The sequence below is a fragment of the Pseudomonas sp. GW822-FHT07A10 genome, from assembly GCF_058798795.1.
The window spans coordinates 251,937-264,803 of sequence record NZ_JBXAKV010000005.1; the positions used below are offsets into that span (position 1 = coordinate 251,937).

Below are 12,867 nucleotides of genomic sequence, written 5' to 3' on the forward strand. Positions count from 1 at the left end.
AGCTCACGGGCGCTGCCACATGGCATCGCCCGTGAGCATTTATGGAGCATGGATTGATGGAATGCATCATCGGAGGCTTTACACACCATGGGGCTGACTGATTATCGAGCGTTGCTGATCGATTGCGATGAAGTGCTGGTGGATCGCGATTCCGGAGTCTGGGCGGCGTTGCAGCCGTTGCTCGACAGTCGTGGCGGACATCCGGACAAGGCACAAGTGCTGGCTGAATTCAGCGCGGTAGTGCAGGCGCTGTACCCGCGTTTCGGCGAGTTGGGCTTCAGTGGTTTGCTGTGTTTCGCCCACCGTCAATTGGCCGAGCGCTGGGAGTTGAAAGCCAGTTGGGAGGAGGGCATGAGCTTCGCCCGGTCCGTCGTCGGCTGGTCGTTGTTCGAGGATGCACCCGGCGCCATGCTGTACTTGCGCAAATTCTATCGCCTGTTGGTGCATGGCGACCGTGACGCCGAAGATCGCGGCCTGCTGTGTGAACGCCTGGGGATCATGCCCGACGATTTTATATCCCTGGCAAGCGACCCATTGCAGGATCATGACTGGCTGGCGGCCAATGACCTTGATGCCAACGCCATCCTCCAGGTAACCCGGCCTGGTGCCCGACAACCGGGGGCGGGCGCAGTCTGCCTGATCTGTCGCGGCCGGGCCAGACACCCGTCGCCGTGCGCGGCGGATTACTGCATCAACAGCATGGCGGATCTGGTGGCTCAGCATCAGCTGTCTTTACGGCGCTGATTTTGCTAGAAGATTGTCTTACAAACGGCAGTCAAGAGGTACGCAATGGAAGGTTTAGTAAAACTGGACCGAATCGACATCAGCATCCTGGTTGAGCTGCAAAAGGACGGGCGTATGACCAACGTCAGCCTGGCGGATGCCGTGGGCCTGTCGGCCAGCCCCTGCCTGCAACGGGTCAAGCGGCTGGAGTCGGCCGGGTATATTTCCAGCTACAAGGCTCACCTGAACCTGGCCAAGATCACCGACTCGGTCACGGTGTTCACCGAAATCACCTTGAGCGACCACAAGCGCGAGGACTTCGCCAAGTTCGAGTCCAATATCCGTCTGGTCGACGAAGTGCTCGAATGCCACCTGATCAGCGGCGGCTACGATTACCTGGTGCGCTTCATGACCCGCAGCATTCAGCATTATCAGGAAGTGGTCGAAAGCCTGTTGGACAAGAACATCGGCATCTCCAAATACTTCAGCTACATCGTCATCAAGTCACCCGTGCTCAAGGACGGCGTGCCGCTGCGCAAATTATTGCGCCACTGAAGCTGACTCCGCGTACCCCATTCCCTTGCAGCCTGCCGCGCCTTCATAAGAGGCGCGCGACGGGCTGACACCGCTCCCACAGGTTTCTCATGCACCTGGATCGGACATTCGAGCCGCACAACCGCTTAATGCGCTTCATGCTGGCGCAGTCCGCATAAATCGCTGTTTAGGCGGCGAAAACAGTCTTCGTTTGCGTTACGGGCGATGAATTCGGAACAAAGCCTAAAATTGCCTGCGTTGTAATGCGTTCAGAGAGGGGGCAGGTCGTTGCAGGGCTGCAACGATCCGTGGAACAACACCAATCGGAGCGCAAAAAAATGCGAATGAGCCACGCAAAAAAAGCACTGTTGGGTTACGGCGTCTTCATGCTGGCAAGCAGCAGCGAGGCGCATCAAATCTGGTACGAGCAGCCACCGGGGCAACCCCTGGCGTTGTACTACGGGGAATATGACAAGAACATGCTGGAAGTCACTCCGGGTGGGATGGACCGGTTCAGGCAACTCAAGGGCTGGTCGATCAGCGACAGGTCCCAGCCGTTGCGCCTGACCTTGCAGCGCCAGGCGTTTGCGGTGGCGCATCAAGCCAACGCGGATGATTCGCTGCTGGCCGAGGATGGGCACTACCCGATCTTCGACCTCCACGAAGGCGATAAAACCCTCAAGGCTTACTGGACGCCCGCCACCCGTTGGGTCGGCGATCTGCGCGCCCGCACCCCGGAATTGACCCTGGACATCGTGCCCACCGGCGTCGCCGATGCGGGCAAGGCGCAGTTCCAGGTGTTTTATGCGCACAAGCCCCTGGTCAATCAGGACGTAGTGCTGGAAACCGGCTCCGGGGAAGTGTTCACCCAGCGCACCGACGCGGCTGGCAAGGTCAGTTTCGAACTGCCCTGGCAGGGCACCTATGTGGTGGCCGTCGAATACAAGGATCACACCGCCGGGCAGCGCACCAATCCTCAGGGTCAGGCTGAGCCCTATGACGTGAAGAGCTTCAGTTCAACACTGTCGTTCTATCGAAAGGAAGGTCAGGTACCCTTGCCGCGGGCGCCGTCGCAGCTGCCGGCATCGGAAGTTGCCAGGCTGAAGAAACAGGGCTGAGCCAGCGGTAGTCCACTGACCAAGACATGAGTGACTGATATGACCCTATCTACAAGCGTGGCAGGGCAGGCGGGAAGTGTTTCCCCTGCGCTGGCCACCAGCGTTGCCAAAACCAACACCCGGATGTTGGCCATCGATGCCTTGCGCGGCTTCGTCATGCTGTTGATGCTCATCGACCATGTGCGCGAAACCTTTCTGCTGCACCGTCAGGTCACCGACCCGATCGATGCGCTGAGCGTGACCCCGGACCTGTTCTTCACCCGCCTGCTGAGCACCCTTTGCGCCCCGGTGTTCATCTTCCTCACCGGGTTGTCGGCCTGGCTCTACAGCCAGAAACACACGGCCAGTGAAACCTCGGTGTTCCTGCTCAAACGCGGGCTGTTCCTGGTGTTGCTGGAGCTCACGTTCGTGTGCTTTGCCTGGAACGCCGAGTTCCCGCCCAAGACGCTGTGGCTGCAAGTGATCTGGTGCATCGGCATCTGCATGATCGTGCTTGCCGGGTTGCTGCACTTTAAACGCGGTTGGCTGATCGTGCTCGGAGTGGCGATCGTCGCCGGGCACAACCTGCTCGATGGCGTGACCGTGGGGCCGGAGTCGCCGTTCTTCGTGCCGTGGTCGATCCTGCATCAGCGCGTATTCATCGACATCACCGAGTTCACCCGGGCTCGCACCACGTACCCGGTGTTGCCGTGGATCGGCGTAATCCTGCTGGGCTGGGCCATCGGGCCGTGGTTCGGCAAGGACATGGAACCGGCAGAGCGGATTTCCCGCTTGCTCAAAGTCGGCTTCGGCCTGCTGGCGGCGTTTGTGTTCATCCGCTATCTGAACGTTTACGGTGAGAAACCCTGGGTGCAGACCGGCGATTCGCTGCGCACCTTCATGAGTTTCATGAGCGCGAAGAAGTACCCGCCGTCACTGATGTTCCTGATGCCGACCCTCGGCCTGGGGCTGATTCTTCTGGCGTTGTTCGAGAAGGCCCAGCATCGCTGGTCCACCGCGACCCTGGCGGTCTACGGTGGCGCGCCGATGTTCTTCTACTTGTTGCACCTGTATGTGCTCAAGGCCATGTACCTGGTGGCGGTTGCCATCTGGGGCGCCAATCAGGGCACCTATTACGGCTTCGATAACCTGCCCACGGTCTGGCTGTGGAGCGTGATTCTCGGGGTGCTGCTGTTCTTCCCGACACGCTGGTTCGCCAACCTCAAGCAGCGCCGTCGCGATATCGCGATTCTCAAATACCTCTGAGCCGCTCTTCGGTGTCCCCCCATCGGGCGGGACACCTTACGACCCGCTGCGCACGACCGATTTTCCAGGAGAAAACTGTGAAGACGTTAACCACGCACGCCCTGCTTTTGGCCTTGGGAGGGGAAACCCTGCTCGCCCAGGCATCGGAACAAGACAACGCCAACGGTTTTTTGCAGGACAGCCAGTGGAGCCTGCTCAATCGCAGCCTCTATGACCGCCGCGATTATCAACACGGCTCACTGAGTAACGGCGCCCGCAACGCCTATAAACCCAGGGCCCAGCGCAGCGATCTGGCGGAGGAGTGGGCTTACGGTCTGATGGCCGATGTGGCCTCGGGTTTCACCACCGGTACCGTGGGTTTCGGCCTGGACGCACACCTGTATTCCGGCTGGCAACTGGACAGCGGCGGCGGGCGCGCCGGCAAGGCGCGGGTGCTGGGCGTGGACAACGAAGGCCACCCCAAGGATGAATTCAGCCGAGGCGGCGCCGTGGCCAAGCTGCGTTTTTCCTCCACCGAATTGCGCTACGGCGAGCAACGGGTGAAAACCCCGGTATTCGGTTCATCCGACAGCCGCTTGCTGCCCGAGACCGCCACCGGCTGGCTGCTGACCAGCCGCGAACTGCCCGGCACCACGTTGTACGGCGGGCACTTCAACGAGAGCACCGACCGTAACGCCACCAGTCATGACCAAGGTTTTGTGGTCAATTACTCCAACGGCAAGCAGGGCAACAGCTTCGATTTGATCGGTGGGCGCAACACCTCGGTCAAGGGACTCAATGCCAGCCTGTTCAGCGCGCAGTATGACGATACCTGGCGTCAGCACTATCTGGGCGCGGTTTACACGCAGCCGTTGGCCGCTGGCCAGGAGCTGATCTTCGATCTCAATCTGTATCGCACCCAGGACACCGGCAAAGCGTTATCGGGCCGAATCGACAACACCACCTGGAGTTTGCTGTCCACCTACAAAGTCGGCGCTCACAGCTTCGGCCTGGGTTATCAGAAGGTCGACGGTGACACGCCCTTCGACTACGTGACCCGAGGCGCGATCTACCTGAGCAACTCGGTGGCCCTGTCCGACTTCAACGCACCCGAAGAAGCTTCCTGGCAGGCCCGTTACGATCTGAATATGGCTGGCTACGGCGTCCCCGGCCTGACCTTAGGTGCGTTGTATGCGCGCGGCAGCGGCATCGACGGCAGTCACATGGACCCCAACGGCGGTTACAAGTGGCTGGGTTACGGGCAGGGTGGCAAGCATTGGGAACGTGATCTGCAGGCCAAATATGTGGTGCAGTCGGGCCCGGCGAAAAACCTCGGGTTTACCCTGCGCCATGCGGTCCATCGGGGCAATTCGGCACAGGCTGAGCTGGATGCCGATCAGATTCGTCTGGCGATTGAATATCCGTTGGGCGGGAAATTCTGAGGCTCACGCCTTGTAGCAGCTGCCGAGCGCGCGAGGCTGCGTTCGGCTGCGTAGCAGTCGCGAAATCAGGCGCTGCGATCCGTCAGGCACGCTGCGCATTCAGGGATTACGACTGCTGCGCAGCCGAACGCAGCCTCGCACAGCTCGGCAGCTGCTACGGGATTAGCGTAACCGGGACCGATTACGCTGATTCAAATCGGCCAGCGCTATTTGACGGCGTAAACCTTGCGCACATACCGCGCACTGTTCCAGGCACAAGGTGCCCCTTGTGGCACGAACACGGTGTCACCGGGGTTGACCGTAACGCTGCTCCCGTCAGGCGCCTGCAAAGTCACGCTGCCTTCGAGCAGGTGCATCAGCTCGTTGAGTTTGTGCGCTCGGCCATGGCGGGTGTACGGCGTCGAATCCCACACACCCACGCGCAGATTAGTCGTGTCGTCTTCGAAGGCATTGCGCGAGCGGCACTGCGGCGTAGGCCCGATCAATATCTGCGGTTCCGGTGCCGCCGAAGGGGACAGCATCGCCAGCGGGTCGAGCGCTGTCAGCCCCGGCGTCGGTTCGGCAGTGGGGCTGGTGACGGCGCAGAAGGCCCAGCAAGTATCGGGTTGTGCCTGAAACCTGAGCGCCGTGCCGCGACCGATCACGGCGCTGGCACCGATCCCCAATTCCAGCACCTGTTCCCCGGATTGCAGCACCACATGCCCGGCATGGACCACGATCACTTCGGTGTGCGGGAAGTGCTCGATATCGACGGTTTTGCTAGTGTGAACGAGGCCCGCCGAGACGCCGTCGGACCCAATGTAGGCAATCTGACGACCGTCCATGAACGGATCGATGGAACTCAAGGGCGCTGCCTTGAAAGACGTAGCAACGCGGCTGCCGTCGGCGCGGGCCAACAGCACAATGGTGGGTTGAGACATGCGGGTGACGCTCCCTGCAAATGGGGGGTAGAAAGTGATGGAAGGCGCTCGCTTCATCGCGCGCCGGGATCAGCCGATGGCTTGGGTGACGAGGGCAAATTGGCGTACGCCGTTGGCCGCTTGCGGCGGTGTACCCCGTGCCATTTGCGCCACGGTGTCGACCTGTTTGAGACCGGCCAGCGCCAACCACTCGCTCAAACCACTGTCCGCTGGAATGTCGATTCGCACGAAAGCGTCCGGCACCTGGGCCAGCAACACCGCGATCAGGTGTCTGGCCTGTTCAAGGTTTTCGGCGATGACCGGGCCGAGGCAACGACCGCGACCGAACGGGCGCAGCAGGGCGAAGGCACGCAACTGACCGTCGCGCTCGATGCCCACGGAATGCTCGGCCACCGCAAACAGCTCCGTGAGCACCGCTTGCCGGTCCAGCCCGCTGCCGGCGTTGGCCAGTGCCAGTTGAGGAGCCCGATCCGCCGCCTGTAACGGGCGGCATTCTTCACCGTCTGCCAGCGGTTCAAGCGCGGGCGCCTGAGCCAGGCCTTGATGCTGCTGAATCCGCCCGAACTCGACAAACCCCTGGCTGGCGTAAAGCGGTGCGCCGGCGAGGGTTGCATTGAGCATCGGCGTGCGCGACTGGCAGGCCTCCAGTGCGTGCTCCATCAATCGACGGCCGATGCCCTTGCCCTGATAGTTGTCACTGACAATCACCAGGCCGATGGTGGCGAAGTCGCCTTGCCGGCAGGCGAATGCGGTGCCGATCAGTCGGTCGCCATCGAGCACCACGAAACCTTCGCTGACCCGCTGCAGCATCGCCCAGTCTTCCAGGCGATGGGGCCACTTCAACTCAACAGACAAGGCATGGGCCGAAGGCAAATCGGCGGCGGTCATCGGCCGATAGGTATAGGCGGAAGGGTGCGAGGCGGACATGGCGAGTCTCCGTTTACAGTGTGCGCGATCAACCGGTTTTCCGGCGCGAGGATGCCTGTATCCCATCTGTGTGAAGGCCTGACAAGGGGGGCGGAAGGATTCGGCAGATTCCTCACCTCAAAGGCCTGCAGACCACACTTACTACTTAATTGCCCCATAAGGTCGGCAGCAAATGCTTGGGCTTTTTTTCTACGATGGAGGCCTGAGTAAACGCCTCGCCGTCCCTTTTTGGAGTGCTCCATGGATAGCTTCGATCCTCGCCTCATCGCTGTGCGCAGCGCTCATTTTATTGCCGGAAAATACCGCGACGCCCAACCGGGGCTGGAGGTGGTTCGCCCTTCAGACGGTCAGGCCTATGCCCAGCTGCCGATCGCCGATGCCGACCTGGTGGATGAGGCGGTCAACGATGCCTGGCAGGCGTTTAAACGCAGCGATTGGGCCAGCCGTCCGCCCCGGGAACGGGCACGGGTCATGCGTCGCTGGGCCGATCTGATCGAAGCCGATGTCGCCGTGCTGGCGCCGCTGGAAGCGGTGGGCTCGACCCGTCCGCATAAAGATGTGATCGCCTGGGACATTCCTTATGTCGCCGAGGGCATTCGTTTCTTTGCCGAACTGGCGGACAAGCACGGCGGCCAAGTCGCGGCGACCCAGACCGATCGCCTGGGCATGCAGATCGCCGAACCGTACGGCGTGATCGCCGCCATCGCGCCGTGGAATTTCCCCTTGAGCATGGCTTCGTGGAAAGTCGCGCCGGCGCTGGCTGCCGGCAATGCTGTGGTGCTCAAACCGTCGGAGCTGACGCCGTTTTCCAGCCTGCGCTTTGCCGAACTGGCGGTGCAGGCGGGCATTCCTGCCGGGATTTTCAACGTGGTTCAGGGCGATGGGCGGATTACCGGCGATGCGTTGTGCCGTCATCCACGGGTGGGCAAGGTAACCTTTACCGGCTCCACGGCAACGGGTTCGAGCATCATGTCCACTTGTGCATTGGTGGGGCCGAAACCGGTGACCCTGGAGCTGGGCGGCAAGAGTCCGCAACTGGTGTTTGCCGACGTGCCGGACATCGCGAAAACCGCACGCACCGTGGCGCTGGCCATCACCGGCAATGCCGGGCAGGTGTGCGTGTCTGGTTCTCGGTTATTGATCGAGCGCTCGATCATGGAGCCGTTCGTTGCACACTTGCAGGCGTATTTCGAGGAATTGCGTCCAGGCCCGACCTGGTCATCCGAGAGCACGCTGTCGCCGATTATTTCCCGGTTGCAGGCCAGCCGTATCGACGGCATCGTCCAGCGTTCGCGCCAGGCCGGGGCCGAAGTGCTGACTGGCGGTGGCTTGTTCGAAGGGCTGGGCGGTGCCTATTACCAGCCGACTTTGCTGGCCGGCCTGGACAATCAGAACCCGGCGATCTGTGAAGAAATCTTCGGCCCGGTGCTGACGGTGCAGGCGTTCGATGACGAACAGCAGGCGCTGAACCTGGCCGCACACGCCACCTACGGCCTTGCAGCGGGCGTGCACACCGCCGACATCAACCGCGCCCTGCGACTGGTCCGGCGGCTGGAGGCGGGCACAGTGTGGGTCAACCGTTACGGACGCAGCAACGACTACATCCTGCCGACCGGCGGCTACAAACGCTCCGGCATCGGCAAGGACCTGGGCCGCGAAGCCTTCGAAGCCAACTTGCGCTTCAAGAGCGTGCTGATCGATATCGTCCAATAACACGGCCCCCGTAGCAGCTGCCGAGCAGCGCGAGGCGGCGTTCGGCGGCGAAGCCGTCGTAAACCCGATTTGCAAGGTTTTCATGACACACCGCAATAGCTGATTTCACGACGGCTTCGCCGCCGAACGCAGCCTCGCAGGCTCGGCAGCTGCTACACCGGGTAGTCATCAAGAGAAGGTTCAAACCGCACCCAAACGGGCGCTTCCTCAGGGAGGCGCCCTTTTTCGTTCAGCCCGGCGCAGGTTCTGCCGTGAATGGGGGCGTTCGTCAGCCTCGCATAGTCATGAGGGTCCATAAGAGCGCATAAATACGGGGTTTGCCCAAGGCTGGAGCGAGCCGCAAAGTCTGCTGAGGGGGCAGGCTAAAACGGTGGTTTGTATCAAGCAGAGGTCGCTTTTAACGCCATCTGCTGATTTCACGGTGTTGTAATGACGGTGTGCTGCAGCGTTGCATCGCCGCTCCCGAAACGCAGCGAATACCTGTCGCGCCATGACCTCAACGAACTTCAGGACCGCACTCAATGAGCTTTCTACGCCCCAAATTCATTACGTTCGACTGCTACGGTACGCTGACCAATTTCCACATGGGCACGATGACTCGCGAACTGTTCGCCGACCGCGTGGTGCCCGAGCAGATGGATCAGTTCGTCAAGGATTTTTCCGCCTATCGCCTGGATCAGGTCATGGGTGACTGGCGGCCTTATGATGAGATTCTCAAGACCGCACTGGCACGGGTCTGCAAGCGTTGGGGTGTCGAATACCGTGGCGAAGGCCAGCTGTATTACGACGCCGTGCCGACCTGGGGCCCGCACCCGGACGTGCCGGCCGGCCTGTCGAAAATCGCCGACAAGATCCCCCTGGTGATTTTCTCCAACGCCAGCAACAGCCAGATCATGTCCAACGTCGACAAGCTCGGCGCACCGTTTCACAAGGTCTTCACCGCCGAACAGGCCCAGGCCTACAAGCCGCGCCTGGCGGCGTTCGAGTACATGCTCGACAACCTCAACTGCGGCCCGGAAGACATCTTGCATGTGTCTTCCAGTTTCCGTTACGACCTGATGCCGGCCCACGACATGAAGATCAAGAACAAGGCCTTCGTCGCCCGTGGTCACGAGGTTCCGGGCAATGCGTTCTACGGCTATCAGCAGATCACCGACATCGGTGGACTGGCGGCGCTGGTCGGTCTCTGAGTTGAACGGTAACGGCGCTCTTCACGGAATAAGGGGTTAGACATGGGCAGTGAATCCTACTGGCTCGACACCGCACCGGCGTTTACCGGTGCTCAGCTCGGCGCATTGCCCGGGCAGGTCGACGTGGCCATCGTCGGTGGCGGTTTCACCGGCCTGGCGGCGGCTCGCGCGCTGGCCTTGAAGGGCGCCAGTGTGGTGGTGCTGGAAGCCGGGAGAGTGATCGGCGAAGCCTCCGGGCGCAACGGCGGCCAGTGCAACACCGGCGTTGCCCAGGACTATGCCGGGCTGAGTGCCAGCCTCGGTGCCGACAAGGCGCGGGCCTATTACCAGGCCTATGAAAGCGCGGTACAGAGCGTTGTGTCCCTGGTGGAGCAGGAGCAGATCGCCTGCGACCTCAAGCGCAACGGCAAGCTCAAACTGGCGGCCAAACCGTTGCACTACGAAGGCCTGGCGCGCACCTGCGAATTGATTCGCAAGGAGGTCGATGCCGAGGTCGAGTTGCTGAACGCCGAACAGACCCGCGCCGAAGTGAATTCGGCGCAGTTCCATGGCGGTTTGCTGCAGCGCAACGGCGTGCAGATGCACGTCGGACGCTTCGGCGTCGGTCTGGCCGAGGCCGCCGCGCGTCACGGCGCGCTGATCCATCAAGGCACGCCGGTGACGGACTGGAAAGCCCAGGCCGGCGGTTATCGGGTCAACACCGCCAAGGGTTCTTTGCACGCCGGGCAAGTATTGCTGGCGACCGGCGCTTGTCAGCACGGTGGCCTGGGCTGGTATCGGCGGCGGATCGTGCCGGTCGGCAGTTTCGTGATCGCCACTGAGGTGCTGCCGCAGTTCCTCATCGATCAGCTGCTGCCCGGTCGGCGTGCCTATGTCACCAGCCGCATGATCGGTAACTACTTTCGCCTGACCCCGGATAACCGCTTGCTGTTCGGCGGCCGTGCGCGGTTCGCGATGTCCGACAGCGTGAACGACGCCAAGAGCGGCAAGGTGCTGCAAGCGGCGATGGTGCAGATGTTCCCGCAGTTGGCCAAGGTGAAAATCGACTACTGCTGGGGCGGGCTGGTGGACATGACCTCCGACCGTTTGCCTCGCGCCGGTCAGCACGGCGGGGTTTATCACTCCATGGGCTACAGCGGCCATGGCGTGCAGATGTCGGTGCACATGGGCCAGGTGATGGCCGAGGTGATGGCCGGCAAAGTCGAGGCCAATCCCTGGCGCGAACTCGACTGGCCTGCGATTCCCGGGCATTTCGGCAAGCCGTGGTTCTTGCCGTTCGTGGGCGCTTACTACCGCCTCCAGGACTATTTGCATTGAGTTGATGTTGTGGCGTCACCGTCGTTTGCGTTTCCAGGACGCCCCGGACATCCGTGGGCACTCGAGCCTCATTTTTTCGACAGGTACAACTGATATGACTGACAACAAGATCGACTCGAAACTGATTTCCGGCCAGGACAGCCTGCGGGTATTCGAAGGCCTCAACCGTGGCATGTCGCGGCGCCACGCCTTGCAGATGCTCGGCGTGGCGGGTGTTGCCGCAGCGGGCGCCGGTAGCCTGTTCGGCGCTGCCGGCAAACTGTTCGCCGAAGAAGCGGCAACCCCGGGCAAAGGCAAGCCGGGCGGGCGGATTCGCGTCGCCGGCATGTCCAGCTCCACCGCCGACACCCTGGACCCGGCCAAGGGCGCGCTGTCTACCGACTACGTGCGTCACTTCATGTTCTACAACGGCCTGACCCGTTTCGACAGCCACCTGGTGCCGCAACTGGAACTGGCCGAGCGCATCGATAACACCGATGCGACGCTGTGGATCATCACCCTGCGCAAGGACGTGACCTTCCACAACGGCAAGACCCTGAGCGCCGCCGACGTGGTGTTCTCGCTGTCGCGCCACAAAGACCCGCTGACCGGTTCCAAGGTCATGCCGCTGATGGCGCAGTTCGAAGAGATCAAGGCCACCGGCACCCACGAAGTGCAGATCCGCCTGAGTGCGCCGAACGCCGAGCTGCCGTCGATCCTCGCCGTGTCGCACTTGTTGATCGTTCCCGAAGGCACCACCGACTTCAACCAGGGCATCGGCACCGGGCCGTTCACGGTCAAGGAATTCAAACCGGGCGTGCGCTCGATTGCCGCGCGCAACACCGGCTACTGGAAACCGGGCCTGCCGTACCTCGACGAGATCGAATTCATCGCGATTGCCGACGAACCGTCACGCGTCAACGCGCTGCTGTCGGGCGACGTGCACATGATCAACGAGGTCAACCCACGCTCGACCACACGGATCAAGGCCAGCGCCAAACACCGGGTCGTCGATGCGCCGTCGGGCAACTACACCGACCTGATCATCCGTCAGGACCAGATGCCGGGTAAAAGCGCCGAATTCACTCAGGCGATGAAGTATTTGCTGGACCGTGAGCAAGTGAAATCCGCGGTGTTCCGTGGCTTTGCCGTCGTCGGTAACGACCATCCGATTTCCCCTGGCTCGCGCTACTACAACGCCGACCTGCCGCAGCGGGCCTACGACCCGGAAAAAGCCAAATTCCTGCTGAAGAAGGCCGGCATGGAAAGCATCACCATGCCGCTGGTGGCATCGCCTGCCGCGACCGGTTCGGTGGACATCGCTGTGCTGTTGCAGCAATCGGCGAAACAGGCCGGGCTCAAGCTCGACGTCAATCGCCTGCCCAGCGATGGCTACTGGTCCAACCACTGGATGAAGCACCCGCTGAGCTTCGGCAACATCAACCCTCGGCCGAACGCCGACGTGATGTTCTCGCAGTTCTTCCAGTCCAGCGCGCCATGGAACGAGTCGGGCTGGAAGAACGATCAGTTCGACCAACTGCTGATGCTCGCCCGCGGTGAAACCGACGACGCCAAGCGCAGCAAGATGTACGCCGATATGCAGGCACTGGTGCATGAACACAGTGGCATCGGCGTGCCGGTGTTCATCAGCAACATCGACGGCGTCGACCAGCGCATCAAGGGCTACGGCAGCAACCCCCTCGGCGGTTTCATGGGCTACATGTTCGCCGAACAGGTCTGGCTCGATGCCTGATCGGCCGCACACGGGCGTAAGCGGGGC

Annotated in this window: 11 protein-coding genes; 9 read left to right on the forward strand and 2 right to left on the reverse strand. The window is 61.7% G+C overall.

Annotated elements, in window-relative coordinates; all coding sequences use genetic code 11:
- Window positions 1–87 precede the first annotated feature (87 nt).
- From AC1RL4_RS11300 to AC1RL4_RS11320, 5 genes are all read left to right on the forward strand, one after another.
- Window positions 88–744, forward strand: a complete 657-nt coding sequence (locus tag AC1RL4_RS11300; RefSeq protein WP_028940558.1) for an HAD family hydrolase — start codon at window positions 88–90, stop codon at window positions 742–744.
- 45 nt (window positions 745–789) lie between these two features.
- Entirely contained in the window at window positions 790–1,278 is a 489-nt protein-coding gene (locus AC1RL4_RS11305; RefSeq protein ID WP_003174918.1) for an Lrp/AsnC family transcriptional regulator, read from the forward strand.
- 323 nt (window positions 1,279–1,601) lie between these two features.
- On the forward strand, window positions 1,602–2,375 hold the full coding sequence (locus AC1RL4_RS11310; RefSeq protein ID WP_230172667.1) for a DUF4198 domain-containing protein: 774 nt from the start codon (window positions 1,602–1,604) through the stop codon (window positions 2,373–2,375).
- Window positions 2,376–2,414: 39 nt separating this feature from the next.
- The gene (locus tag AC1RL4_RS11315) at window positions 2,415–3,620 is read left to right on the forward strand and encodes an acetyltransferase domain-containing protein (protein ID WP_230172672.1); all 1,206 of its coding nucleotides are present in this window, start codon (window positions 2,415–2,417) and stop codon (window positions 3,618–3,620) included.
- Window positions 3,621–3,697: 77 nt separating this feature from the next.
- Window positions 3,698–5,041, forward strand: a complete 1,344-nt coding sequence (locus tag AC1RL4_RS11320) for an OprD family porin (RefSeq protein WP_019578999.1) — start codon at window positions 3,698–3,700, stop codon at window positions 5,039–5,041.
- A 206-nt stretch (window positions 5,042–5,247) separates the two neighbouring features.
- Here AC1RL4_RS11320 and AC1RL4_RS11325 read toward each other — a convergent pair whose 3' ends face one another.
- On the reverse strand, window positions 5,248–5,961 hold the full coding sequence (locus AC1RL4_RS11325; RefSeq protein WP_019578998.1) for a cupin domain-containing protein: 714 nt from the start codon (window positions 5,959–5,961) through the stop codon (window positions 5,248–5,250).
- 69 nt (window positions 5,962–6,030) lie between these two features.
- Window positions 6,031–6,888, reverse strand: coding sequence for a GNAT family N-acetyltransferase (locus tag AC1RL4_RS11330; RefSeq protein WP_230172674.1), 858 nt, complete (start codon window positions 6,886–6,888; stop codon window positions 6,031–6,033).
- 240 nt (window positions 6,889–7,128) lie between these two features.
- On the opposite strand from AC1RL4_RS11330, the gene AC1RL4_RS11335 reads away from it, so the two are divergent.
- From AC1RL4_RS11335 to AC1RL4_RS11350, 4 genes are all read left to right on the forward strand, one after another.
- Entirely contained in the window at window positions 7,129–8,601 is a 1,473-nt protein-coding gene (locus AC1RL4_RS11335; protein ID WP_230172676.1) for an aldehyde dehydrogenase family protein, read from the forward strand.
- A gap of 521 nt (window positions 8,602–9,122) precedes the next feature.
- The gene (locus AC1RL4_RS11340) at window positions 9,123–9,791 is read left to right on the forward strand and encodes a haloacid dehalogenase type II (RefSeq protein WP_028940564.1); all 669 of its coding nucleotides are present in this window, start codon (window positions 9,123–9,125) and stop codon (window positions 9,789–9,791) included.
- Between the two features lie 42 nt (window positions 9,792–9,833).
- The gene (locus tag AC1RL4_RS11345) at window positions 9,834–11,108 is read left to right on the forward strand and encodes an NAD(P)/FAD-dependent oxidoreductase (RefSeq protein WP_105341702.1); all 1,275 of its coding nucleotides are present in this window, start codon (window positions 9,834–9,836) and stop codon (window positions 11,106–11,108) included.
- 94 nt (window positions 11,109–11,202) lie between these two features.
- The gene (locus AC1RL4_RS11350; RefSeq protein ID WP_028940566.1) at window positions 11,203–12,840 is read left to right on the forward strand and encodes an ABC transporter substrate-binding protein; all 1,638 of its coding nucleotides are present in this window, start codon (window positions 11,203–11,205) and stop codon (window positions 12,838–12,840) included.
- Window positions 12,841–12,867 lie beyond the last annotated feature (27 nt).